At 68.6% G+C, this 24,011-nt stretch carries 24 protein-coding genes; 21 read left to right on the top strand and 3 right to left on the bottom strand.

What is annotated here, in order from left to right; translation table 11 throughout:
- Window positions 1-2: 2 nt before the first annotated feature.
- The 7 genes from BR47_RS0119205 (at window position 3) to regX (ending at window position 8,388) form a co-directional block, all read left to right on the top strand.
- A complete protein-coding gene (locus tag BR47_RS0119205) occupies window positions 3-1,424 on the top strand; it encodes an aldehyde dehydrogenase family protein (RefSeq protein ID WP_029120494.1) in 1,422 nt (473 codons plus the stop codon).
- Window positions 1,425-1,462: 38 nt separating this feature from the next.
- Window positions 1,463-3,409 carry a GMC family oxidoreductase gene (locus tag BR47_RS0119200; protein ID WP_029120493.1) on the top strand — a complete coding sequence of 649 codons (1,947 nt, stop codon included), beginning with the start codon at window positions 1,463-1,465 and terminating at the stop codon, window positions 3,407-3,409.
- Window positions 3,410-3,551: 142 nt separating this feature from the next.
- A complete protein-coding gene (gene mshA, locus BR47_RS0119195) occupies window positions 3,552-4,838 on the top strand; it encodes a D-inositol-3-phosphate glycosyltransferase (protein WP_020101186.1) in 1,287 nt (428 codons plus the stop codon).
- Window positions 4,835-5,341, top strand: a complete 507-nt coding sequence (locus BR47_RS0119190; RefSeq protein ID WP_020101187.1) for a type III secretion system chaperone family protein — start codon at window positions 4,835-4,837, stop codon at window positions 5,339-5,341. Before mshA ends, BR47_RS0119190 begins: the two co-directional genes overlap by 4 nt.
- Before the next feature lie 270 nt (window positions 5,342-5,611).
- Window positions 5,612-6,364 (top strand): phosphoglyceromutase, encoded by a 753-nt coding sequence (locus BR47_RS0119185; RefSeq protein ID WP_020101188.1) that lies wholly within the window; start codon window positions 5,612-5,614, stop codon window positions 6,362-6,364.
- Between the two features lie 123 nt (window positions 6,365-6,487).
- Complete coding sequence (locus BR47_RS0119180) at window positions 6,488-7,705, top strand: sensor histidine kinase (protein WP_029120492.1); 1,218 nt, start codon at window positions 6,488-6,490, stop codon at window positions 7,703-7,705.
- Window positions 7,702-8,388, top strand: coding sequence for a two-component sensory transduction protein RegX (gene regX / locus BR47_RS0119175; RefSeq protein ID WP_020101190.1), 687 nt, complete (start codon window positions 7,702-7,704; stop codon window positions 8,386-8,388). Before BR47_RS0119180 ends, regX begins: the two co-directional genes overlap by 4 nt.
- Window positions 8,389-8,400: 12 nt before the next feature.
- On the opposite strand, the gene BR47_RS0119170 is transcribed toward regX, so the two are convergent.
- Window positions 8,401-9,237, bottom strand: coding sequence for a DUF3109 family protein (locus tag BR47_RS0119170; RefSeq protein WP_051634888.1), 837 nt, complete (start codon window positions 9,235-9,237; stop codon window positions 8,401-8,403).
- A gap of 34 nt (window positions 9,238-9,271) precedes the next feature.
- Between BR47_RS0119170 and BR47_RS0119165 the strand changes: the two genes are divergently transcribed.
- The 8 genes from BR47_RS0119165 to BR47_RS0119135 all read left to right on the top strand — a co-directional run bounded on the left by BR47_RS0119165 (window position 9,272) and on the right by BR47_RS0119135 (window position 16,090).
- On the top strand, window positions 9,272-10,258 hold the full coding sequence (locus BR47_RS0119165; protein WP_029105158.1) for a Ppx/GppA family phosphatase: 987 nt from the start codon (window positions 9,272-9,274) through the stop codon (window positions 10,256-10,258).
- A complete protein-coding gene (locus BR47_RS0119160) occupies window positions 10,255-11,397 on the top strand; it encodes an Rv0497 family membrane protein (RefSeq protein ID WP_029120489.1) in 1,143 nt (380 codons plus the stop codon). Before BR47_RS0119165 ends, BR47_RS0119160 begins: the two co-directional genes overlap by 4 nt.
- A gap of 11 nt (window positions 11,398-11,408) precedes the next feature.
- On the top strand, window positions 11,409-12,254 hold the full coding sequence (locus BR47_RS0119155) for a sugar phosphate isomerase/epimerase family protein (protein WP_020101194.1): 846 nt from the start codon (window positions 11,409-11,411) through the stop codon (window positions 12,252-12,254).
- Window positions 12,255-12,283: 29 nt separating this feature from the next.
- Entirely contained in the window at window positions 12,284-13,147 is an 864-nt protein-coding gene (gene proC, locus BR47_RS0119150) for a pyrroline-5-carboxylate reductase (protein ID WP_177127405.1), read from the top strand.
- A 139-nt stretch (window positions 13,148-13,286) separates the two neighbouring features.
- Window positions 13,287-13,511 carry a cell division/environmental response transcriptional regulator gene (locus BR47_RS0119145; RefSeq protein ID WP_029105159.1) on the top strand — a complete coding sequence of 75 codons (225 nt, stop codon included), beginning with the start codon at window positions 13,287-13,289 and terminating at the stop codon, window positions 13,509-13,511.
- Window positions 13,512-13,738: 227 nt separating this feature from the next.
- Window positions 13,739-13,840, top strand: a complete 102-nt coding sequence (locus tag BR47_RS32705) for a 30S ribosomal protein bS22 (protein WP_003402602.1) — start codon at window positions 13,739-13,741, stop codon at window positions 13,838-13,840.
- 39 nt (window positions 13,841-13,879) lie between these two features.
- Window positions 13,880-14,998 (top strand): SDR family oxidoreductase, encoded by a 1,119-nt coding sequence (locus tag BR47_RS0119140; protein WP_020101197.1) that lies wholly within the window; start codon window positions 13,880-13,882, stop codon window positions 14,996-14,998.
- A gap of 15 nt (window positions 14,999-15,013) precedes the next feature.
- Window positions 15,014-16,090: a lysophospholipid acyltransferase family protein gene (locus tag BR47_RS0119135; RefSeq protein WP_406774324.1), complete on the top strand. Its 1,077-nt coding sequence runs from the start codon at window positions 15,014-15,016 to the stop codon at window positions 16,088-16,090.
- A gap of 352 nt (window positions 16,091-16,442) precedes the next feature.
- Here the strand turns inward: BR47_RS0119135 and BR47_RS0119130 are convergent, their stop codons facing one another.
- Window positions 16,443-16,973: an FAS1-like dehydratase domain-containing protein gene (locus BR47_RS0119130; RefSeq protein WP_020101199.1), complete on the bottom strand. Its 531-nt coding sequence runs from the start codon at window positions 16,971-16,973 to the stop codon at window positions 16,443-16,445.
- Window positions 16,974-17,045: 72 nt separating this feature from the next.
- Window positions 17,046-17,954 (bottom strand): HAD family hydrolase, encoded by a 909-nt coding sequence (locus BR47_RS0119125; RefSeq protein ID WP_020101200.1) that lies wholly within the window; start codon window positions 17,952-17,954, stop codon window positions 17,046-17,048.
- 33 nt (window positions 17,955-17,987) lie between these two features.
- Between BR47_RS0119125 and BR47_RS0119120 the strand changes: the two genes are divergently transcribed.
- From BR47_RS0119120 to BR47_RS0119095, 6 genes are all read left to right on the top strand, one after another.
- Window positions 17,988-18,257 carry a glutaredoxin family protein gene (locus BR47_RS0119120; protein WP_036420486.1) on the top strand — a complete coding sequence of 90 codons (270 nt, stop codon included), beginning with the start codon at window positions 17,988-17,990 and terminating at the stop codon, window positions 18,255-18,257.
- 164 nt (window positions 18,258-18,421) lie between these two features.
- Window positions 18,422-19,792, top strand: a complete 1,371-nt coding sequence (locus tag BR47_RS0119115; RefSeq protein ID WP_020101202.1) for a glutamyl-tRNA reductase — start codon at window positions 18,422-18,424, stop codon at window positions 19,790-19,792.
- Between the two features lie 6 nt (window positions 19,793-19,798).
- A complete protein-coding gene (gene hemC / locus BR47_RS0119110; protein ID WP_020101203.1) occupies window positions 19,799-20,758 on the top strand; it encodes a hydroxymethylbilane synthase in 960 nt (319 codons plus the stop codon).
- Between the two features lie 3 nt (window positions 20,759-20,761).
- A complete protein-coding gene (locus BR47_RS0119105) occupies window positions 20,762-22,450 on the top strand; it encodes a bifunctional uroporphyrinogen-III C-methyltransferase/uroporphyrinogen-III synthase (RefSeq protein WP_020101204.1) in 1,689 nt (562 codons plus the stop codon).
- 84 nt (window positions 22,451-22,534) lie between these two features.
- A complete protein-coding gene (gene hemB / locus BR47_RS0119100; protein WP_073695371.1) occupies window positions 22,535-23,515 on the top strand; it encodes a porphobilinogen synthase in 981 nt (326 codons plus the stop codon).
- Window positions 23,512-24,003, top strand: a complete 492-nt coding sequence (locus tag BR47_RS0119095) for a hypothetical protein (RefSeq protein ID WP_177127403.1) — start codon at window positions 23,512-23,514, stop codon at window positions 24,001-24,003. Before hemB ends, BR47_RS0119095 begins: the two co-directional genes overlap by 4 nt.
- The last annotated feature ends 8 nt before the right edge of the window (window positions 24,004-24,011 follow it).

The following is a 24,011-nucleotide window of genomic DNA, read 5'->3' as shown; positions in this document are numbered from 1 at the left end:
CGATGATCGAACACGACGCGCACTACATCGACGGCCGCTGGCAGCCGTCGATCGGCACGGAGCGATTCGGGGTCGTCAACGCTGCCACCGAGGACGTCATCGCGACCATCCCGCTGGGCGACGCCGACGACGCCGACGCGGCGGTGGCCGCGGCGCGCGCCGCGTTTCCCGAGTGGGCGGCGACGTCGGTGGCCGAGCGCGCCGGGTACCTCAAGCTCGCGGCCGAGGAACTGCAGCGCCGGCAGACCGAGATCGCCACGCTGATCAGCCAAGAGGTCGGCATGCCGTTCGCGTACAGCAACGTGATCCAGGCGGGGCTGCCGGTGCAGTCGTTCGTGTCGATCGCCGATGTGGCACTGAGCTTTCCGTTCGAGGAGCAGGTCTACAACTCGCTGGTGGTCCGCGAGCCGATCGGCGTCGTCGTCGCGATCACGCCGTGGAACTACCCGCTGCACCAGATCGCCGCCAAGGTGGCGCCGGCGCTGGCCGCGGGTTGCACCGTCGTGCTCAAGCCCAGCGAGGTGGCGCCCCTCAACGCCTACGTGCTGGCCGAGGTTTTCGACGCGATCGGCCTGCCGCCCGGCGTCTTCAACCTGGTCACCGGCACCGGTCCGGGTGTGGGGGAGACGCTCGTCGCGCACGAGCAGGTGGACATGGTGTCGCTGACGGGGTCGACGGCCGCCGGCCGCCGCGTCGGCGCGGTGGCCGCGCAGACCATCAAACGCCTCGGCCTGGAACTCGGCGGCAAGTCGGCGCTGGTGGTGCTCGACGACGCCGATCTGGTCGAGGCCGTGCGGGAGGGGCTGACCCGGTGCTTCCTGAACTCGGGACAGACGTGCATCGCGCTGACCCGCATGATCGTCCCGCGCGCGAAAGTCGCTGAGGTGGAAGCGATTGCGCGCGCCGGCACCGAGGCGCTGCGCGTCGGCGATCCCTTCGACCCGGCCACCGAACTGGGCCCGCTGGTGTCGGCGGTGCAGCGCGACCGCGTTGTCGGCTACATCGAGAAGGGCATCGCGGAAGGTGCGCGGCTGGTGGCCGGCGGCCCGACCCCGCCCGACGGCCTGGATCGCGGTTTCTACGTCCGGCCGACGGTGTTCTCGGACTGCACACCCGACATGGCCATCGTGCGCGAGGAGATCTTCGGGCCGGTGCTCGTCATCCAGGCCTACGACGACGAGGACGAAGCCATCCGTCTGGCCAACGACAGCATCTACGGGCTCAACGCCGGCGTGTACTCGGCGGACCGGGAGCGCGCGATCGCCGTGGCCCGGCAGCTGCGGTCCGGCCAGGTGCAGATCAACGACGGCGCCTTCAATATCCACGCCCCGTTCGGCGGCTACGGCCAGTCCGGCAACGGGCGCGAGTTCGGCAGGTGGGGCCTGGAGGAATTCCTCGAGACCAAGTCCCTGCAGCTGCCCTGAAACTTCCCTTTTCCCAACGACTTCCGAAAGCACCTCCCATGACCAACGCATTCACCACCAAGCAGCGCGCGACCCTCACGAGCATCGTCGACACCTACGTCGCCGCGGTGCCTCGCGACGACGACCCCACCGGATTCTTCGCCGCCAAAGGCAGCGACCTGGGCACCGACGCGGTGCTCGAGCAGTACCTGACCACCAAGCTGTCGGCCGAACAGTTCGCCGGCCTGCAGCAGCTGCTGGACACCGCCGAGCTCGTCGGCCTCAACAACCAGCCGCTCAACGTGCGCGAGGTGATCGTCGGCAACCTGTCGCGCATCTCGCCCGAGACCACCGCGGCCATGACGGCGCTGTACACGCTGTCGGTCCTGTTCTCCTACAGCCTGCCCGGCGGCGAGAACGGCAACCCGCTGTGGGCGGGCATGGGCTACCCGGGCCCCGCACAGCTGCCTCCGCAGACCCCGAAGACGCTGTCGGTCATCACCCCCGCCGCGGATACGACGCTCGACGCGGACGTCGTCATCGTCGGATCCGGGTCGGGCGGCGGCGTTGCCGCCGCGGTGCTGGCCGAAGCGGGCAAGCGCGTCATCGTGCTGGAAGCCGGCGGCTACCGCAACGAATCGGACTTCGTGCAGCTCGAGCCCGTCGCCTATCACAACCTGTTCCTGCGCGGCGGCTTCTTCCCGAGCGCCGACGGCATGGTCTCGATCGCCGCCGGGTCGACGGTCGGCGGCGGCAGCACCGTCAACTGGTCCAACTCACTGCTGACCCCGGCGACCGTGCGCAAGACCTGGGCTGAGGAGTTCGGCCTCACGGACGTCACCGGCCCGTCGTTCGACGAGCACCTGGCCGCGGTGTTCGAGCGCATCGGCTGCTGCGACAAGGTCGCCGTCCAGAATGAACCCCACCAGCGCTTGTCGGAAGGTGCTGCGGCACTGGACTATTCGTACGGCGTCGCCCAGCTCAACATCGACCCGGAACGCTTCGACCCGGCGCTCGTCGGCTACAGCGGCATGGGCGATCAGACCGGCGCCAAGCAGGGCACCATGAAGACGTTCCTGCAGGACGCCTCCGACGCCGGCGCGCAGCTGCTGCCCAACACGCGGGTCCACCGGATCGTCACGCGCGACGGGGTGGCCGCGGGCGTCGAGGCGACGTACACCGACCCGGTGACCGGCGCCGCGCATCGCGTGGTGATCAATGCCCCGCAGGTCGTCGCGGCCGCGGGCAGCCTGGAAACCCCGGCGCTGCTGCTGCGGTCGGGCATCGGCGGCCCCGCCGTCGGCACCGGCCTGCGGCTGCACCCGGCGACCCTCGTCAGCGGCATCTACGACGACCGCCAGGAGCCCTGGTCCGGCCCCGCCATGGCCGGCGTGATGAACGAGTTCGCCGAGGCCCACGACGGGCACGGTTACCTCATCGAATGCGTGCAGCACCTGCCCGGCCTGTTCACCGCCACCGTGCCGTGGCTGTCCGGGGCTCAGCACAAGGAACTCGCCCGGCAGTACCAGAACCGCGCCGACTGGGTCGTGCTGGTCAAGGACCGCGGCGACGGCAGCGTCACCATCGACGCCGACGGTGAGGCGGTGCACTGGTACCCGTTCACCGATGAACTCGACCGCCGCCACTTCCGGGAGGGCATCGAGACGTCCATCCGCATGCACGCCGCCGCGGGCGCGCAGCAGATTTACGCGGCGGGCCAGCCGTTCGCACCCTGGCAGCGCGGCGAGGACCTGGAGGCGTTCATCGAGAAGGTCAACCAGCTGCCGATCGGGCCCGGTGGCACCCCGGTGTTCAGCGCGCACCAGATGAGCAGCGCGCGGATGGGTGCCGACCCGCAGACGTCGGTCGCCAAGCCGTCGGGGGAGCTGCACGACACCCCGGGTGTCTGGATCGCCGACGCCAGCGCCATGCCCACCTGTTCCGGCGTGAACCCCATGATCACCGTCATGGCCGTCGCCCGCCGGACCGCCACCAACATGCTCTGACCCATTTCCCGCGAGCGGCCGTGTCTGCACGCCGACACACCGTGTCAGGCGTGCATTTCGCGGCCGCTCGCGGGCGTCGAGTGTCCCCAAAATGCCCAGCTCGGACCACCGGACGGAGGACGTCCGAAGCGACGGTGTAAGGATGGAGGGCGTGCGTGTCGCCGTCCTGTCGGTCCATACCTCGCCGCTGGCCCAACCGGGCACCGGCGATGCCGGCGGTATGAACGTGTACGTCCTGCAGAGTGCCCTCGAATTGGCGCGCCGCGGTGTCGAGGTGGAGATCTTCACCCGGGCCACGTCGTCGACCGACGCGCCGGTCGTCCGGGTGGCCCCCGGCGTCCTGGTGCGCAACATCGTCGCCGGCCCGTTCGAGGGCCTGGACAAGTACGACCTGCCGACGCAGCTGTGCGCCTTCACCGCGGGTGTCCTGCGCGTCGAGGCCAATCACGAGCCCGGCTACTACGACATCGTGCACTCGCACTACTGGCTGTCCGGCCAGGTGGGTTGGCTGGCCTCGGACCGGTGGGCGGTGCCCCTGGTGCACACCGCGCACACCTGGGCCGCGGTGAAGAACCTGTCGCTGGCCGAAGGCGATACGCCGGAGCCGGCGCTGCGCGCGGTCGGCGAGCAGCAGGTGGTCGACGCCGCCGACCGGTTCATCGTCAACACCGAAGACGAAGCGCAGCAACTGGTTTCGCTGCACCACGCGGACCCGGCCCGCATCGACGTGGCCTATCCGGGTGTCGACCTGACGACCTTCACGCCCGGAGACAAGGCCGAAGCCCGTGCGGCACTGGGGCTTTCGCCCGACGAGCAGGTGGTCGCCTTCGTCGGCCGCATCCAGCCGCTGAAGGCACCTGACGTGCTGTTGCGCGCGGCGGCCAAGCTGCCCGACGTGCGCGTCGTGGTCGCCGGCGGTCCGTCGGGCAGTGGCCTGGCCGTACCCGACGGCCTGGTTTCCCTCGCCGACGAGCTGGGTATCACCGACCGTGTGACATTCCTGCCGCCGCAGTCCCGTGACCAGCTGGTGAACGTGTTCCGTGCCGCGGATCTCGTTGCGGTACCGAGCTATTCGGAGTCGTTCGGCCTCGTCGCCGTCGAGGCGCAGGCCTGCGGGACGCCGGTGGTGGCCGCCGCGGTCGGCGGGCTGCCCGTCGCGGTGCGCGACGGCGTCAGCGGCGTCCTCGTGCAAGGCCACGATCCGGTCGACTGGGCCAACGCCATCGGGCGCACGCTGGAAATGGGTCCGGAATCCCTGCGCGAGGGTGCTCTGCAGCACGCCGCGACGTTCTCGTGGGCGCACACCGTGGACGCGCTGCTGGCCGGCTACACGCGCGCGATCGCCGACTACCGCGGCCGTCGTCCCCGTCGTGACGCCGCGGCCCGTCGCAGCCGCCGGTTCCTGATCCGCCGGGGCGTGCGCGCATGACGACCTCCGCCACGGTCACCCAGTTGATCGAAGAGACCCTGCGCGCACACGAACTCGACTTCTCCCACCACGACGGGGGAGTGCACGGCCGGCCCGGCATCGTCGTCGCGCTGCCCGGCGAGCGCCGGCTGACCACCAACACACTGCTCAGCGTCGGTGAGCACGGCGTGCGCCTGGAGGCGTTCGTCTGCCGCAAGCCCGACGAGAACTTCGAGGGCGTCTACAAGTACCTGCTGCGCCGCAACCGGCGGCTGTACGGCATGGCCTACACGCTGGACAACATCGGCGACATCTACCTGGTGGGCCGGATGGCGTTGCACGCGGTGACCCCCGACGAGATCGACCGGCTGATGGGCCAGGTCATCGAGGCCGTCGACTTCGACTTCAACACGTTGCTCGAGTTGGGGTTCCGCTCGTCGATCGAGAAAGAGTGGAAGTGGCGGCTGGCCCGCGGGGAGTCGCTGAAGAACCTCAAGGCATTCGAGCACCTGCGGCCGGAGTAGGGCCGCGCGGGTCCGGCGCGTCGGGGTTGGGCGTGTCGCGCTTCTGGGGACATGTTCGATCTGAACCCGTCAACTTTCCTTGACGGTCAAGGAAAGTTGACGGGTTCCAGCGAAACATCAGCGGAGACAGAGCCCGCGGCCGCCCGTCGTACTCGTTGAGGCTGCGTCGAGGGCTCGGCTCCCTCGGCTTTTCCGCCGCCGCCGCAGTGTCAGCGCGCCTCAGCATTGGCTCCCGGGTGCGGCGAGAGCCAAAGACCCGCACGTGAGAAGATGCAGGCCATGCCGACCTTGATCCTGCTGCGTCACGGCGAGAGCCAGTGGAACGAGAAGAACCTGTTCACCGGTTGGGTCGACGTCGACCTCACCGACAAGGGCCGGGCCGAGGCCGTCCGAGGCGGAAAGCTGCTGGTCGAGCAGGGCGTGCTGCCGGACGTGCTGTACACGTCGCTGCTGCGCCGGGCGATCACCACCGCGAACCTGGCGCTGGACGCCGCCGACCGGCACTGGATTCCCGTACATCGCGACTGGCGCCTCAACGAGCGGCACTACGGCGCGCTGCAGGGCCTCGACAAGGCCGAGACGCTGGCCAAGTACGGCCAGGACCAGTTCATGTCGTGGCGCCGCAGCTACGACACCCCGCCGCCCCCGATCGAGAAGGGCAGCACCTACAGCCAGGACGGCGACCCGCGGTACGCCGGCATCGACGCACCGCTGACCGAATGCCTCGCCGACGTCGTCAAGCGGTTCGTGCCGTACTTCGAGGAGACCATCGCGCCCGACCTCAAGGCCGGTAAGACCGTGCTGATCGCCGCGCACGGCAACTCGCTGCGGGCGCTGGTGAAGTACCTCGACGGCATGTCCGACGACGAGATCACCGGTCTGAACATCCCCACGGGCATCCCGCTGAAGTACGAACTGGACGAAAATCTGAAGCCGACGGTGCCCGGCGGCGAGTACCTGGACCCCGAGGCGGCTGCGGCGGGGGCCGCCGCCGTCGCCGCGCAGGGCGCCAAACAGCACTGACGCCGCGAACAGCCGGTGAACTGCGGTTAACTCCAGTGAAACACCTGGATTTGTACGTGTGACTTGTACCGATCTGGCCGCTCGCTGCTGGGATGACGTTCACCTGATGCGTACGATTTGCCCGTGAGCTTGTCGTACGTGCTGCCTCTGGTGGCCGCCACGGCGCTGCTCGCGTTGGCTCTGGGCATCGCGATCGGCATGCGGTGGGTGCCGCGGCTGAACGAGCGCCGCGAGCGCCGCACTGCCGAGCAGTCCGGGCTTACGGTGTCGGAGATGTTCGCGCACATCGTGTCCATGTCTCCGCTGGGGATGGCGGTCGTCGACACCTACCGCGACGTCGTCTACACCAACGGCCTGGCCAAGGACCTCGGCCTGGTGCGGGACCGGCTGCTCGACGACCGGGCCTGGGAGGCCGCGCAGCAGACCCTGGCCACCGGCGAGGACGTCGAGTTCGATCTCTCGCCGGCCAAACGGGCCACACCGGGCCGCTCGCGGCTGGCGGTGCGGGGCCTGGCGCGTCAGCTGACGGAAGAGGACGGCCGGTTCGCGGTGGTCTACGTCAACGACCAGTCCGAACAGGCCCGCATGGAGGCCAGCCGCCGCGACTTCGTCGCCAACGTCAGCCACGAGCTCAAGACGCCCGTCGGCGCCATGGGTCTGCTGGCCGAGGCGCTGCTGGCGTCCTCGGAGGACCAGGACATGGTCAACCGGTTCGCCGAGAAGATCGTCACCGAGTCGAACCGGCTGGCCAACATGGTCGGTGAACTGATCGAGCTGTCCCGGCTGCAGGGTGCAGAGCCGCTGCCGCACCTGGACGCCGTGGACGTGGATTCCGTTGTCGCCGAGGTTGTTTCGCGCCACAAGGTGGCCGCCGACAACGCCGACATCGCGATCACGACGGACGCGCCGCGTGGTTATCAGGTGCTGGGCAGTGAGACGCTGCTGGCGACGGCGCTCGCGAACCTGGTGTCCAACGCAATCTCGTACTCGCCCAAGGGTTCCCAGGTGTCGATCAGTCGGCGCCGGTACGGCGACAATATCGAGATCGCGGTGACCGACCGCGGCATCGGTATCGAAAAAGCTGATCAGGAACGGGTTTTCGAACGATTCTTCCGCGTCGACAAGGCGCGGTCCCGGGCCACCGGCGGCACCGGGCTTGGGTTGGCCATCGTCAAACACGTTGCGGCCAACCACAACGGAACCATCCGGCTGTGGAGTCAGCCGGGAACCGGGTCGACGTTCACCTTGTCGATTCCGGCCTATCTCGACTCGGACGACGTGGATGTCGACGAGGGAGACGACCACTCATTGCCATCACAAGGAGGGCGACCGAACCAATGACCAGTGTGCTGATCGTGGAGGACGAGGAGTCCCTGGCCGATCCCTTGGCGTTCCTGTTGCGCAAAGAGGGTTTCGAGGCCACCGTCGTGACCGATGGTCCGTCGGCGTTGGCCGAATTCGACCGGGCCGGGGCCGACATCGTGCTCCTGGACCTCATGCTGCCCGGTATGAGCGGCACCGACGTCTGTAAGCAGCTGCGTTCGCGGTCCGGCGTGCCGGTCATCATGGTGACCGCGCGCGACAGCGAGATCGACAAGGTCGTCGGCCTGGAACTCGGCGCCGACGACTACGTCACCAAGCCGTACTCGGCCCGTGAGCTCATCGCCCGTATCCGCGCCGTGCTGCGCCGCGGTGGCGAGTCCGACGACAACGTCGGCGCCGACGGCGTGCTGGAGGCCGGGCCGGTCCGCATGGACGTCGAGCGGCACATCGTGTCGGTCAACGGCGACGCCATCACGCTGCCGCTCAAGGAGTTCGACCTGCTCGAGTACTTGATGCGCAACAGCGGGCGGGTGCTGACGCGTGGCCAGTTGATCGACCGGGTCTGGGGCGCCGATTACGTCGGTGACACCAAGACCCTCGACGTCCACGTCAAGCGGCTGCGGTCCAAGATCGAGGCCGACCCGGCCAACCCGGTGCACCTCGTCACCGTTCGCGGGCTGGGTTACAAGCTCGAGGGCTAGTTCCCCTCGCGGCTATTTCTTGGCGGCCTTCGGCGCTTTCGGGGCCTCTGCCGCCGCGGTGGCCGGGTGGACGGCGATGAGCCCCAGCCCGGTCCGCCGCTTGCACAGGGCCGCCAGCTCGGCGTAGACCTTCGCGCCGAGCAGTTCGGTCAGCTCGGGCCCGTAGGACTCCCACACGGCCCGGGCGCCGACGTGCGCTGCCGGGTCGCCCGTGCAGTACCAGACCAGGTCGTGGCCGCCCTCGCCCCAGCCGCGCCGGTCGTATTCGGTGACGACGGTCCGCAGAATCTCGGTGCCGTCCGGCCGCGTCACCCAGTCCTGCGTGCGACGGATCGGCAGCTGCCAGCAGACCTCGGGCTTCATGGTCAGCGGCTCGACCCCGAGTTTGAGGGCCTTGCTGTGCAGTGCGCAGCCGATCCCGCCGGCGAAACCCGGCCGGTTCAGGAAGATGCACGCGCCCTTGTACTTGCGAGTCCGCAGGTTGGGCTTGTCGTCGTATTCGTCCATCTCGAGGTAGCCCTTGCGGCCCAGGCCCTTCTCCCGGAACTGCCAGTCCTCGTCGGTCAGCAGCTTGACCGACTCCTCGAGCTGCGCGACGTCGTCGTCATCGGCCATGAAGGCGCCGTGGCTGCAGCAGCCGTCGTCGGGCCGTCCTTCGACGGTGCCCTGGCACGCCGGCGTCCCGAAGACACATGTCCACTTCGACAGCAGCCACGTCAGATCCGCGGCGATCAGGTGCTCCGGATTGTCAGGGTCGAAGAACTCCACCCACTCGCGGGCAAAGTCCAGTCCCACCTCGTGGGAACCGGGCTTCGAAGGCTCGCCGGCACTGTTCTGCGATGCGGTCACAGCACGCAACCGTAGACCCGTTACCGTGGTTTCCGTGCGATTGGGCGTCCTCGACGTGGGCAGTAACACCGTTCATCTGTTGGTAGTCGACGCGCGCCGTGGCGGGCACCCGACACCGATGAGTTCCACCAAGGCCTCACTGCGCCTTGCCGAGGCGATCGACGACACCGGCAAATTGACCCGCAAGGGCGCCGACAGCCTGGTCGCGACCGTCGACGAGTTCGCCAAGATCGCCACCAGCTCGGGGTGCGCGGAGTTTATGGCGTTCGCCACATCTGCGGTCCGGGATGCCACCAACTCCGAGGCGGTGCTGGCGCGGGTGCGGGCCGAGACCGGCGTCCAGCTGCAGGTCCTGTCCGGGGTCGACGAATCGCGGCTCACCTTCCTGGCCGTGCGCCGCTGGTACGGCTGGAGCGCGGGCCGCATCATCAACCTCGACATCGGTGGCGGATCGCTCGAGCTCTCGGGCGGCATCGACGAAGAACCCGACGTCGCGCTGTCGATGCCGCTGGGTGCGGGCCGTTTGACGCGCGAATGGCTGCAGGAGGATCCGCCCGGGCGGCGGCGCGTGGCGGTGCTGCGCGACTGGCTCGACAACGAGATTTCCGCCTCGGCGGCCAAGGTGCTGGCGGCCGGTACGCCGGAGCTCGCGGTCGCGACGTCGAAGACCTTCCGCTCGCTGGCCCGGCTCACCGGCGCGGCGCCGTCGGGCGCGGGACCGCGCGTGAAGCGCACGTTGACCGCCGCCGGCCTCAGACAGCTCATATCTTTCATCTCTAGGATGACCACGGCCGACAGAGCCGAACTGGAGGGGGTGAGTGCCGACCGCGCGCCACAGATCGTGGCCGGTGCGTTGGTGGCCGAGGCGACCATGCGAGCGCTGTCGCTCGACTCCGTGGACATCTGCCCGTGGGCGTTGCGGGAGGGTGTGATCCTGCGGAAACTCGACAGTGAAGCCGATGGAACCGACTTGGTGGAAACGTTCGCGGGATTGGCTCCCGCCAAAGGCGAGACACGATGACAGATTCAGACGACTTCTCGGCGACGCGACCGATCTCGGTCGCCGAGCTGCTGGCCAAGAACGGCACCATCGGTGCGCCGCCGGTCGGCGGCCGCCGGCGCCGCCGGCGGGGGAACAGCGACGCGGTGACCGTCGCCGAACTGACGGGCGAAATCCCGATCATCCGGCCGGAGACGCTGCACGCAGAGCCGGCGCAGGCCCCTGAGGCCCCGGCTCCGGAGGAAGCCGCTCCCGAGCCCGTCGCCGAGCCGGAAGCGGAAGCCGCCGTCGAAGAGCCGCCTGCCACCGTCGAGGACGAGACGCCGTCCGCGGCCGACGAGATGGAGCCCGACGACACCGGGGTCCAGTACGTCGTCGACGAGGAGATGCTGCACACCGACATCGTCGAACCCGTGCCCGCGGACACCGCGGTGGTCGACGACTACGAGGACCACCTGCGCCGTCGTGACGCCGAGGCCGATCCGGTGGAGTTCGTGGCGCCGTCGCGCAAGCCCGCCTTCCGCTGGTCGTTCAAGCCGGTCCGCGGCGCCGAGGAGATGAGCCCCGACCCGGTCGACGAGGACCTGCCGGCCGACGCGGACATCGACGACGACCTGCTGTCGCTCACGGACGCGGAGCCCGTCGCCAAGCTCGACACCGGGGCCGTTCCCGTCGTCGAGGACGACGAGGACGTCCACGACACCGAGGCGCCGCAAGCCGCTCCCGAGGCGCCGCGGGAGCCGTCGCGTAATGGCCGCGCCGAGCGCTACGACGCCCTGTTCGGCGGCTTCGCGGCGGACGAGGACACCCGGCGCGAAGAGCTGGTCGCGGACCACGACGTGCCCGCTGCGGACGTCGACCACGACGAAGCCGACCACGAGGACGACGAGAAGTCCGGTTCCGGCCTGAAACGCGGCGCGTGGGTCGTCGGGCAGAGCCTGCTGGCGGTCGTCTTCGGCGCCGGCATGTTCTTCGCATTCGACCAGCTGTGGCGCTGGAACCAGATCGTGGCGCTGATGCTCTCGATGCTGGTGATCCTCGGCCTGGTCGCCGGGATTCGCGTGATCCGGAAGGATCACGACCTGGCCAGTACGCTGATCGCGATTCTGGTCGGCGGTCTCGTCACGTTCGGACCCTTGGCACTGCTCTACTCAGCCTGAACCGGAGGCCTGTGCGTCCCGCCATCAAGGTAGGTCTGTCCACCGCGTCGGTCTATCCCTTGCGGACCGAGGCTGCCTTCGAGTACGCCGCCCGCCTCGGCTACGACGGTGTCGAGCTGATGGTGTGGGCCGAGCCCGTCAGCCAGGACATCGACGCCATCGAGCGGATGTCACAGCGCTGGGGGGTTCCGGTACTCAGCGTCCACGCGCCGTGCCTGCTGATCTCGCAGCGCGTGTGGGGCTCCAACCCGATCCCCAAGCTCGAACGCAGCGTGCGGGCCGCCGAGCAGCTGGGTGCGCAGACGGTCGTCGTGCATCCGCCGTTCCGGTGGCAGCGCCGTTATGCCGAAGGTTTCTCCGACCAGGTCGCCGAGCTCGAGGCGTCGAGCGACGTCCTGGTCGCGGTGGAGAACATGTTCCCGTTCCGCACCGACCGCTTCTTCGGCACCGGCCAGCCGTCCATCGAGCGGATGCGTAAGCGCGGCGGGACCCCGGGACCGGGGATCTCGGCGTTCGCGCCGTCCTACGACCCGCTGGACGGCAATCACGCCCACTACACCCTGGACCTGTCGCATTCGGCGACGGCGGGCACCGATGCCGTCGACATGGCGCGGCGCATGGGCAAGGGGCTGGTGCACCTGCATCTGTGCGACGGCAACGGCGCGTCCACCGACGAACATCTGGTGCCCGGGCGCGGCAGCCAGCCGACGGTGCAGATCTGCCAGATGCTGGCCGCCAGTGAGTTCTCCGGACACGTCATCCTGGAGGTCACCACATCGGCGGCACGCAACAACGCCGAGCGTGAGGCGCTGCTCGTCGAGTCGCTCGAATTCGCGCGGCGGCACCTGCTGCGCTGACCCCGCGCCGTCCTGGCATGCTGTCTCCCGTGGCGAGAATTGCGATCATCGGTGGCGGAAATATCGGCGAGGCCCTGCTGGCGGGGCTGTTGCAGTCAGGGCGGCAGGTCAAGGATCTCGTAGTCGCCGAGGCCAATTCGGCTCGTGCCGCGCAGCTCGCCGAGAAGTACTCCGTCCGGGTCACCGATGTCGCGGACGCCGCCGAGAACGCGGCCTACGTGATCGTGGCCGTCAAGCCCGACGCCGTCGAGGGCGTCGTCGAGACGCTGGCCGACGCGGCCGCGGACGCCGACAGCAGCAGCGTCGAGCAGGTCGTCGTGTCAGTGGCCGCGGGCGTCCCCACGGCCTTCTACGAAGCCAAGCTGCCGGCCGGTTCGCCGGTGGTCCGGGTCATGCCGAACACGCCGATGCTGGTCGGTGCGGGCATCACCGCGCTGTCGCGGGGCCGGTACGCGAACGACGCGCAGCTGGCCGAGGTGTCGGAGATCTTCTCCGCCGTCGGCGCGGTCCTGACGGTGCCCGAGAAGCAGATGGACGCGGTCACCGCGGTGTCCGGTTCGGGCCCTGCGTACTTCTTCCTGATGGTCGAGGCGGTCGTCGATGCGGGTGTCGCAGCGGGCCTCCCACGGCCCGTAGCAACCGAGCTGGCGGCCCAGACGATGGCCGGTGCGGCCGCCATGTTGCTCGATCGGATGACGGAATCCGGCCCTGGTTCCGCGGTCGGTCCGCTGGACACCAGCGCCGCACAATTGCGGGCCTCGGTGACCTCTCCGGGGGGCACTACCGCCGCTGGTCTGCGGGAACTCGAACGCGGTGGCCTGCGGTCTGCCGTCGCGAGTGCGGTCGAAGCCGCAAAAACACGGTCTGAGCAGCTAAGAATTACATCTGAGTAGTTCTAAGATTTCAGATTGATTACCCCACACCCGTCGCAATAACCACATTGGCCACGCTATTCTCCTTCTCGTAAGCACGCGTTGGTGCCAGCGGAGGGGAAGCCGCTGGAGCTGGCCGTGCCTGATTGATTGGGTTGCGATGACGTCTATGAACGGGCCATCGGCGCGTGACGGTGGCGATCAGCCACGAACGCAGTTCCTGACTGTTGCCGAGGTTGCGAGCCTTATGCGGGTCAGCAAGATGACGGTATACCGGCTGGTGCACAACGGAGAGCTGCCCGCGGTGCGTGTCGGCCGCTCATTTCGGGTGCACGCCAAGGCCGTGCACGACCTCCTCGAGTCGTCGTACCACGACGCGGGCTAGTCTCCGCGCGCCCGGCTGAGTGCTGCGTACCTCGGGTGCGCAGCACCGTATCCGCGACTTCGGCGTGATTTGCATCGATCAGCGCTGCAGGGCACGCCGAAATCGCTGATAGGCGGGCGTATCCAGCAGGCGTTTTCGTGGCGGGAAACCCGGCCGGGTAAAGTGGCGGGGTTGGTTTCACACCGATCTTCACGGATCGACGTCTAGTAGCGGAGACTTCAAAGTCTATGGGTTCAGTCATCAAGAAGCGGCGTAAGCGCATGTCGAAGAAGAAGCACCGCAAGCTGCTTCGTCGCACCCGGGTTCAGCGCAGAAAACTCGGTAAGTAGTTCTCAGCGCTCGTTTGCGTCGCCCACTAGGCTGACCAAATGGATGCCGACGGACGCCCCGGAAGCCGGCCCACAGCGCCGGGCGGAAGCGATTCCGGCCCGGACATCCCCGAGACCCTGCACCACCCCAAGGTGGTGCTGGTCACGGGTGCGTGCCGGTTCCTGGGCGGATATCTGACAGCCAGACTCGCTCAGAACCAGCTCATCGAGCATGTGATCGCGGTCGACGCGATCACGCCGAGCAAGGACATGTTGCGGCGTATGGGCCGCGCGGAGTTCGTCCGCGCGGACATCCGCAACCCGTTCATCGCCAAGGTGATCCGGAACGGCAACGTCGACACCGTCGTCCACGCGGCGGCGGCGTCCTACGTGCCGCAGTCCGGTCGCGCTGCGCTCAAAGAGCTCAACGTCATGGGCGCGATGCAGCTGTTCGCGGCCTGTCAGAAGGCGCCTTCGGTCCGGCGGGTGATCCTCAAGTCGACATCGGAGATCTACGGGTCCAGCCCGCGTGATCCGGTGATGTTCACCGAGGACAGCAGTGCCCGTCGCCCACCGGGAGAGGGCTTCGCCCGGGACAGCATCGACATCGAGGGCTACGCACGCGGTCTCGCGCGGCGCCGGCCCGACATCGCGGTCACGATCCTGCGGCTGGCCAACATGATCGGTCCGGCCATGGACACCGCGCTGTCGCGGTACCTGGCGGGCCCGTTGGTGCCGACCGCGTTCGGGCACGACGCCCGGTTGCAATTGCTGCACGAGCAGGACGCCCTCGGGGCGCTGGAGCGCGCCACCCTGGTGGGGCGGGCCGGCACCTTCAACATCGGGGCGTCGGGCATCATCCTGATGAGCCAGGCCATTCGCCGGTCCGGCCGCATCGGGTTGCCGCTCGCCGGCCCCACGATGTGGGTGCTCGACGCCTGGCGACGAGCGACCGCGGGCGTCGAACTGGACCGCGAACAGTCCGACTACATGCGCTATGGCCGGGTCATGGACACCACACGGATGACGAGGGAACTCGGCTATACCCCAAAGTGGACGACCATGGAGGCTTTTGACGATTACGTTTCAGGCCGCGCGCTGACGCCCATTATCGACCCAGGGTGGGTAGGCTCAGTGGAGCGTCGTGCAGTGGCCGCAGCGCAGCGGTGGGGACGCTGATTTCGCAAGTTTTTGATGGTGGGAGATATTGACGTGGCGGGCGAATCGAAAGCCAAAGTCATTCCGCTCCATTCGAATTCGACACGCGCTGCTGCGCAACGTCGGGCATCGAAGCGGGATGCAACGCTGCGACATCCTTCGCTGTTGACCGACCCCGGGACCCGCGCATCGGCTGAGCAGATTGCTGCCGTGGTCCGGGAGATCGACCAGCACCGGTTTGCCGCGGCCGGCCCTGCGGCCGACGAGGGGCCCAATGAACTGGCCCAACGCATAAGTGCCGCTTCGGATTTCATCCGTAAGCGACTGACCGGCGACTACCGTGTCGACGAATTCGGTTTTGACCAGCATCTCAACAATGCGGTCTTTCTTCCTTTGCTGCGAACACTTTTCAATTCGTGGTTCCGTGTCGAGGTATCCGGCATCGAGAATTTGCCGGACGACGGCGCAGCATTGGTCGTGGCAAACCATGCGGGCGTATTGCCGTTCGACGGATTGATGACGTCGGTCGCCGTGCACGACAAGCACCCGAAGCACCGGGACCTGCGGCTGCTGGCCGCCGACCTCGTTTTCGACCTGCCGGTGGTGGGCCAGGCCGCGCGCAAGGCCGGCCACACCATGGCCTGCACCGCCGACGCCCACCGGCTGCTCGAGGCCGGCGAGCTGACCGCCGTGTTCCCCGAGGGGTACAAGGGTCTCGGCAAGCCGTTCAAGGACCGGTACAAGCTGCAGCGGTTCGGCCGCGGCGGCTTCGTCTCGGCGGCGCTGCGCTCGGGTGCGCCCATCGTGCCGTGCTCGATCGTCGGCTCCGAGGAGATCTACCCCAAGATCGGCGACGTGAAGCTGCTCGCCCGCCTGCTCGGGCTGCCGTACTTCCCGCTGACGCCGCTGTTCCCGCTCGCCGGGCCCATCGGCCTGCTGCCGCTGCCGTCGAAGTGGTACATCCAGTTCGGCGAGCCCATCTCGACGGCCGACTACGACGAGTCCGCCGCCGACGATCCGATGATCACCTTCGAGCTGACCGACCAGGTGCGCGCGACCATTCAGCAGACGCTGTACCAGCTGCTCGCCAATCGCCGCGGCACGTTCCTGTAGGCGCCAGTTGTTGAGTGTGCGCTGGCGCTGATGTTTTTCGAGTGCCGCTCGGCATGGAGGCACGGTCAACTCGCTCTGCGGTGAGGGTGCGCGCCACTCGGGGCATTTCCGCCGTGGGTTCAGGATCAACATCGCGGGCGTGGTCTGCCATGCTGACCCTGTAGTCAGGGTGCCGGTTACTCGACCTTTTCCGCCGTGTGTACAGGATCAACGGCAGCCGGGGTTCGGGTCTGCGGTGAGGGTGCGCGTTACTCGAGCTTTTCCGGCCTGGAAACAGGGTGAACTCACGCTGCGGTGACGGCAGTGGCTACTCCGGCGATCGGCGCAGTCGCCAGACAACTCGCGCGAAGGTTCAACCCTTTTGCGCGGCAACCATTTTCGCGATGGCGGCGTCGCGGGCCGCGGCGATCTGCGCGCTGACCTCGCCGGCTTCGTCGTCGTTCTGGGCCTCGCCCAGCATCGTGACGATGCTCGTCATGATCGGCTCACCGGCGTCGTCGGTGACCTCGGCGCGAATCTCGGCGATCACCGTGCCGTGTGACTCGATCACCGAGTCCAGGTACGAGTCGAACCACAGCCGGTCGCCGACCCGGATCGGGCGGTGGAAGATCAGCTTCTGGTCGCGGTGCAGCACGCGCTCCAGGTTGATCGGCACGTCGAACTGGTTGAACAGCTCGAGCTGGACCCGCCGGCCCGCGACGGCGATGAACGTCAGCGACGCGATCAGGGTGTCCGAGCCGCACTCAGCGGCCGCTTCCTCGGAGAAATGGGCCGGGTGATCGTCCTGGACCGCCTGCGCGAACTCCTTGACCTTCTCGCGGCCGACCTCGAAGTAATCCGGGTACCGGAAGTGGGTTCCGATGATGTCGTCCGCAATGCCCATGGCGCGTGAGCCTATCAGCGTTCGCGGGGCTGACCTGCGCGCTACGCCTGGGGTGTGGTGGCAGCGCGGTCCCTAGTTGCTCTTGCGCGACGCCATGGCCGCCAGCGCTCCGCCGACCGCGCCCAGGGCCAGCGCCGAGGGCACCCCGATGCGGGCGGCCTTGCGGGCGGTCCGGAAATCGCGGATCTCCCAGCCGCGTTCGCGCGCGACGTCGCGCAGCGCGGCGTCGGGGTTGATCGCGACGGCGGTGCCGACCAGCGACAGCATCGGCACGTCGTTGAAACTGTCCGAGTAGGCGGTGCAGCGGCGCAGGTTCAGGCCCTCGCGAATGGCGAGCTGACGCACGGCGTGCGCCTTGCCGACCCCGTGCAGGATGTCGCCGACCAGCCGCCCGGTGAAGACGCCGTCGACCGACTCGGCGACGGTGCCCAGCGCCCCGGTCAGCCCCAGCTTGCGGGCGATGGTCTGCGCCAGCTCCATCGGCGTCGCGGTGACGAGCCAGACCTGCTGGCCGGCGTCGAGGTGCATCTGCGCCAGCGCCCGGGTGCCCTGCCAGATCTTGTCGGCGATGATCTCGTCGTAGATCTCGTCGCCGAGGGCTTCCAGTTCCGCGGTCTGCCGGCCCTCGATGAAGGACAGCGCCTTGCGCCGGCCGGCGGCGACGTCGTCGCTGTTCTCCTTGCCGGTGACCTGAAACTTGGCCTGCGCGTAGGCGAAACGGGCCAGGTCCGAGTATTTGAAGTAGTCGCGGGCGGCCAGGCCGCGGGCGAAGTGCACCAGCGACGAGCCGTGCACCAGCGTGTTGTCGACGTCGAAGAACGCCGCCGCGGTGAGGTCGGGCGGCGGCGGGAGCACCGGGGCGGCGGGTTCGTCGGCTCCGGAATCACGCTCGGCGGCATCGAGTTCAGCGGCGTCATCAGCTCCGGAGGGCACGGGCGTGCCCGTGGGCTCGTCGGCAGTCACGGGGCTGGATTCGGACACGGTTCAACAGTAGGTCACGCCATACTGTTGCGCGTGGATCGATCAGGGAACAGCCACCGCGTGACGTTGCTCACCCGGGCCGGCTGCAGCATGTGCGAGCGCGCGGCGGCTCAGCTGGTGGAGCTGTCCGACGAGCTCGGATTCGTCCTGACGAGCACGGACGTCGATGTCCTGGCCGCGGCGGGGGACACGGCCCTGCGCGCGGAATTCGGCGATCGGCTGCCCGTGGTGCTCCTCGATGACGTTGAGCACAGCTACTGGGAGGTCGACGAGGAGCAGCTGCGGGCCGACCTGGCAGGTTGACCGGGCGAAGCAGTCCGCTCGGCACGTGTGCCCCGGGGCCGGGCGTGCGTATAGCAAATTTGGTCGGCGGGCTGGTGAGCGGCTAGCTTTGATGGCGTTCCTGCGGCCAGAAGAGGCCCGGGAAACCTTCTTGCCCAACGGAGGTGCTACGAGGTGATGAGGCCGTGAGCGTCCTGCTGTTCGGGGTTTCACACCGCAGCGCGCCGGTTTCCGTGATCGAGCAGCTCAGCACCGACGAGGCCGAACAGGCCAAGATCATCGAGTTGCTGCTGCAGTCCTCTCTGGTCACCGAGGCCATGGTGCTCTCCACCTGTAACCGGGTCGAGGTGTACGCGGTGGTCGACGCCTTCCACGGCGGGCTCTCGGTGATCGGCTCGGTGCTCTCCGAGCGGTCCGGCATGTCGCTGCAGGATCTCACCAGGTACGCCTACGTGCGGTACGCCGAGGCGGCCGTCGAGCATCTGTTCGCCGTCGCCAGTGGCCTGGACTCGGCCGTCATCGGTGAGGCGCAGGTGCTGGGCCAGGTGCGCCGCGCCTACACGTCGGCCGAGGCGCACCAGACCGTAGGCCGGACCCTGCACGAGCTGTCGCAGCGGGCGCTGTCGGTCGGCAAGCGCGTGCATTCCGAGACCGGGATCGACGCCGCCGGTGCCTCGGTGGTGTCGGTGGCGCTCGACATGGCCAAGTCCAAGCTCACCTCGCTGACCGGGCTGAACGCCGCCGTGATCGGCGCCGGCTCCATGGGCGCCCTGGCCGCCGCGCATCTGACGCGCGCCGGGATCGCCCGCGTCGAGGTCGTGAACCGCTCGCTGCCGCGGGCCGAGCGCATGGTCGAGAACTTGAAGGCCCACGGCGTCGAAGCCGCCGCGCACACCCTGGACGACATCGCCGTCGCGCTGGGTAATGCCGACGTCGTCGTCGCGTGTACCGGCGCGGTGCGTCCGGTGGTGTCGTTGGCCGACGCGCACCGCGGACTGATGAACCGCCCGGAGCACCGCCAGCTGGTGATCTGCGACCTGGGCATGCCCCGCGACGTCGACGGCGCGATTGCTGGCCTGCCGGGCGTGCACATGATCGACATGGACCGCATCCAGCGGGAACCGTCGGCCCGGGCTGCTGCCTCGGACGCCGAAGCGGCCCGTTCGATCGTCGCCGCGGAGGTCGCCAGCTACCTGGCCGGCCAGCGGATGGCCGAGGTCACCCCGACCGTCACCGCCCTGCGCCAGCGGGCCGCGGACGTCGTCGAGGCGGAGTTGTTGCGGCTCGACAACCGGGTTCCGGGACTCGACGCCGCTCACCGGGACGAGGTCGCCAAGACCGTGCGTCGGGTGGTGGACAAGTTGCTGCACGCGCCGACGGTGCGGGTCAAGCAGCTGGCCAGCGCGCCCGGCGGTGACACTTACGCCGAGGCGCTACGGGAGCTGTTCGAGCTCGACCCGCAGGCCATCGACGCGGTGTCGGCTGGCGAACTGCCTTTGATGGCACCAGATTTGGCGGCCGGCGAGCCGCATTCCCACCACGACAAGGCTGAGTAACCCGGTTTGGTATCCACCCTCGAAAACGTTGTCCGGATCGGCACCAGGGGCAGCCTTCTGGCGACCACACAGGCCGGCACCATCCGTGACGCCCTGGTAGCTCTGGGGCAGCCCGCGGAGTTGGTCATCATCAGCACCGACGGCGACCGGTCGCAGGCGCCTGTCGCCGAGATCGGCATCGGTGTGTTCACCGCCGAGTTGCGGCACGCCATGGCCGACGGTCGCATCGACGTCGCGGTGCACTCGTACAAGGATTTGCCGACGGCGCCCGACGAGCGTTTCGTCATCGCCGCGGTGCCGCCTCGCGAGGACCCGCGGGACGCGCTTGTGGCGCGCGACGGATTGGTGCTCGGGGAGTTGCCGGCCGGCTCGGTGATCGGCACGTCGAGCCCGCGACGGGCCGCACAGCTTAGAGCACTGGGTCTCGGTTTGGAAATCCGCCCCCTACGAGGCAACCTAGATACCAGGTTGAACAGGGTAAGTAGTGGTGATCTCGACGCTGTTGTCGTCGCCCGAGCGGGTCTGGCCCGTATCGGACGGCTCGATGCCGTCACCGAGAGCCTCGAGCCGGTGCAGATGTTGCCAGCGCCGGCGCAGGGCGCCCTCGCGGTCGAGTGCCGAGTGGGTGACACCGAGCTGGCGACGCTGCTGGGAAAGCTGGACGATCCCGACACGCGCGCCGCGATCACTGCCGAACGAGTCCTGTTGGCCGAACTGGAGGCGGGTTGTTCCGCGCCGGTGGGTGCGATCGCTGAAGTGGTCGAGTCCATCGACGAGGACGGCCGAGTCTTCGAAGAGCTGTCGTTGCGCGGTTGCGTGGCGGCTCTGGACGGATCCGACGTGATCCGGGCGTCCGGGATCGGGACCCCCGAACGGGCACGGGAGCTGGGGCTCTCGTTGGCCGCGGAGTTGTTCGACCTGGGTGCGCGCGACGTGTTGGATCAGCGGACTGTAGAGCGGGAGTGAGAGATGACGACCCGAGTGCGTAAGCAGCACAAGCCTGGCCGCATCACCTTTGTCGGTTCCGGCCCCGGTGACCCGGGCCTGTTGACGACGCGTGCGCGGAACGTCTTGGCGCATGCGGCGTTGGTTTTCACCGACCCTGATGTGCCCGAGGCGGTGCTGGCGCTGATCGGTACCGATCTGCCGCCGACGTCCGGGCCGCACCCGGCCGACGCCGAGCCGGCCGCCGAACCGAAGGCTGACGAGGCCGCGGCCGACAAGGCCCCGGCCGCCGCGCCCACCATGACGTTCCCGCACGGTGTCGACGTCCGTCCCGCGCTGGGCGACCCCACCGAGGTGGCCAAGCTGCTCATCGCCGAGGCGAAGACCGGCGTCGACGTGGTGCGTCTGGTCGCCGGCGACCCGCTGTCGGTCGACTCCGTCATCACCGAGGTGAACGCGCTGGCCAAGACCGCGGCGCACTTCGAGCTGGTGCCCGGCCTGCCGTCGTCGACGGCGGTGCCGACCTACGCGGGTCTGCCCGTCGGTTCGTCGCACACCGTGGCCGACGTCCGTGGTGACGTCGACTGGGCCGCGCTGGCTGCGGCTCCCGGGCCGCTGATCCTGCACGCGACGGTGTCGCACCTGCCGGACGCCGCCCGCACCCTGATCGAATACGGCCTCACCGACAGCACCCCGTGCGTCGTGACGGCCAACGGCACCACGTGCCAGCAGCGGTCCATCGAGACCACGCTGGCCGGGCTGCTGGACAAGGCCGTGCTGGAGAAGCCCGTCGGCCCTGAGCCGGTCGGTCCGCTGGCGGGCCCGCTGGTCGTGACCATCGGCAAGACCGTGGCGCACCGGGCCAAGCTGAACTGGTGGGAGAGCCGCTCGCTGTACGGCTGGACCGTGCTGGTGCCGCGCACCAAGGACCAGGCCGGCGAGATGAGCGATCGACTGGTGGGCCACGGCGCCCTGCCGATCGAGGTGCCGACCATCGCGGTCGAGCCGCCGCGCAGCCCCGCCCAGATGGAGCGTGCGGTCAAGGGTCTGGTCGACGGCCGCTTCCAGTGGGTCGTGTTCACCTCCACCAACGCGGTGCGTGCGGTGTGGGAGAAGTTCAACGAGTTCGGTCTGGACGCCCGCGCGTTCTCCGGTGTGAAGATCGCGTGTGTCGGTCAGGCCACCGCGGACAAGGTGCGCGCGTTCGGCATCAACCCCGAGCTGGTGCCCGCCGGTGAGCAGTCGTCGCTGGGCCTGCTGGACGAATTCCCGGACTACGACGACATTTTCGACCCGGTGAACCGTGTGCTGCTGCCGCGTGCCGACATCGCCACCGAGACGCTGGCCGAGGGCCTGCGCGAGCGCGGCTGGGAGATCGAGGACGTCACGGCCTACCGCACCGTCCGGGCGGCACCGCCACCGGCGCACACCCGCGAGATGATCAAGACCGGTGGTTTCGACGCCGTGTGCTTCACCTCGAGCTCCACGGTGCGCAACCTGGTCGGTATCGCCGGAAAGCCGCACGCCCGGACCATCGTCGCCTGCATCGGCCCGAAAACCGCTGAAACCGCAGCCGAATTCGGCCTGCGCGTGGACGTGCAGCCGGAGACCGCCGCCGTCGGCCCGCTGGTCGAGGCGCTGGCCGAGCACGCCGCTCGCCTGCGCGCCGAGGGTGCGTTGCCGCCTCCGCGCAAGAAGAGCCGGCGCCGCTAAACTCGATCGAAACGGCATTCCAGCAGGCGGGTACTCGCACTCTGCTTGCCGGAATGCGGTTTCGGCGAACGAGGAGGCATTCCTGTGTCCTATCCACGGCATCGGCCACGGCGACTGCGGACCACCCCGGCATTGCGCCGTCTGGTGTCCGAAACCTCGCTGGAGCCACGGCATCTGGTGCTGCCGCTGTTCGTCGCCGACGGGCTCGCCGAGCCGCGTCCGATCAGCGCGATGCCCGGTGTCGTGCAGCACACCCGGGAGTCGCTGCGCCGCGCCGCGGCCGAAGCCGTCGAGGCCGGTGTCGGTGGGCTGATGCTGTTCGGCATCCCGTGCGACGGTGACAAGGACGCCACCGGCTCCGAGGGCGTCAACCCCGACGGCATCCTGAATGTGGCACTGCGCGACCTGAATTCGGACCTGGGCGACGCGACGGTGCTGATGGCCGACACCTGCCTGGACGAATTCACCGACCACGGGCATTGCGGCGTGCTGGACGTGCACGGCCGCGTCGACAACGACGCCACCAACGAGCAGTACATCAAACTCGCCGTGGCGCAAGCGCATTCGGGCGCACATGTCGTCAGTCCCAGCGGCATGATGGACGGTCAGGTCGCGGCGATCCGCGACGGGCTGGACCACGCCGGGCACAGCGATGTCGCGATCCTGGCCTACGCCGCCAAATTCGCGTCGGCGTTCTACGGCCCGTTCCGCGAGGCGGTCGGCTCGAGCCTGCAGGGCGATCGTCGTACCTACCAACAGGATCCGGGCAACGCCCGCGAAGCGGTGCGCGAAATCGAGCTGGACCTCGCCGAAGGCGCCGACATGGTGATGGTCAAGCCGGCGATGAGCTACCTGGACGTGGTGCGCGCCGCTGCCGAGATTTCGCCGGTACCCGTTGCGGCGTACCAGATTTCGGGTGAGTACGCGATGATCAGCGCAGCCGCCGCCAACGGCTGGATCGACCTGCGGTCCTCGGTCCTGGAGTCGCTGGTCGGCATTCGGCGCGCCGGCGCCGACATCGTCCTCACGTACTGGGCGACGGACGTCGCGGGCTGGCTGCGGTGAACCCACTCAACCCGCACGACCCGCAGAACCCCTACCACCCGCAGTACCCGCCGCAACAGGGTCCGGGGCCCGACGCGCTCGCACCCGAGCCGCACGAGATGCCGCAGGACGTCGTCACCGGTTTCTGGCTGTGGACGGCCGCGCTGCCGCTGTCGGTGATCGGCTACGTCATCAACCTGCTGACGACGCCCGAGCGGGAGGTGTCGGGCTACGCGTACGCGGTGTCCGGCCTGATGCTGTTCATCATCGTGGTCCTGGTGGCCACGTTCCTGGTGCTGCTGCGACAGGGCTACCGATGGGCGCGCAGCATCCTCACCGGCGGGTCGGCGGCCACGATCCTGTACCTGACCACCAACCTGTTCGCCAACTACCACGGTGCGGCCGCGGCGCTGGGCTACGCGGTGTGCGGCATCGGCGGCGCCGTGCTGATCGGCGGCGGCGTGTACCTGCTGCACCGCCCCGATTCGAACGCCTACTTCGTCCGCTAACCACCCGC

It is taken from the genome of Mycobacterium sp. UNC410CL29Cvi84 (assembly GCF_000686745.1).
Taxonomy (GTDB): Bacteria; Actinomycetota; Actinomycetes; order Mycobacteriales; family Mycobacteriaceae; genus Mycobacterium; species Mycobacterium mucogenicum_B.
This window is presented reverse-complemented; position numbering and strand designations above follow the sequence as displayed.

Excerpts from the sequence above, each read along its gene's own strand:
- BR47_RS0119140 (WP_020101197.1), top strand. The coding sequence starts at position 13,880 with ATGGATGCCGACGGACGCCCCGGAAGCCGGCCCACAGCGCCGGGCGGA.
- BR47_RS0119205 (WP_029120494.1), top strand. The coding sequence starts at position 3 with ATGATCGAACACGACGCGCACTACATCGACGGCCGCTGGCAGCCGTCG.
- BR47_RS0119130 (WP_020101199.1), bottom strand. The coding sequence starts at position 16,973 with ATGGGCATTGCGGACGACATCATCGGAACCCACTTCCGGTACCCGGAT.
- BR47_RS0119145 (WP_029105159.1), top strand. The coding sequence starts at position 13,287 with ATGACGTCTATGAACGGGCCATCGGCGCGTGACGGTGGCGATCAGCCA.
- BR47_RS0119135 (WP_406774324.1), top strand. The coding sequence starts at position 15,014 with ATGGTGGGAGATATTGACGTGGCGGGCGAATCGAAAGCCAAAGTCATT.
- BR47_RS0119105 (WP_020101204.1), top strand. The coding sequence starts at position 20,762 with ATGACGACCCGAGTGCGTAAGCAGCACAAGCCTGGCCGCATCACCTTT.
- BR47_RS0119200 (WP_029120493.1), top strand. The coding sequence starts at position 1,463 with ATGACCAACGCATTCACCACCAAGCAGCGCGCGACCCTCACGAGCATC.
- mshA (WP_020101186.1), top strand. The coding sequence starts at position 3,552 with ATGGAGGGCGTGCGTGTCGCCGTCCTGTCGGTCCATACCTCGCCGCTG.
- BR47_RS0119185 (WP_020101188.1), top strand. The coding sequence starts at position 5,612 with ATGCAGGCCATGCCGACCTTGATCCTGCTGCGTCACGGCGAGAGCCAG.
- regX (WP_020101190.1), top strand. The coding sequence starts at position 7,702 with ATGACCAGTGTGCTGATCGTGGAGGACGAGGAGTCCCTGGCCGATCCC.
- BR47_RS0119160 (WP_029120489.1), top strand. The coding sequence starts at position 10,255 with ATGACAGATTCAGACGACTTCTCGGCGACGCGACCGATCTCGGTCGCC.
- BR47_RS0119190 (WP_020101187.1), top strand. The coding sequence starts at position 4,835 with ATGACGACCTCCGCCACGGTCACCCAGTTGATCGAAGAGACCCTGCGC.
- BR47_RS32705 (WP_003402602.1), top strand. The coding sequence starts at position 13,739 with ATGGGTTCAGTCATCAAGAAGCGGCGTAAGCGCATGTCGAAGAAGAAG.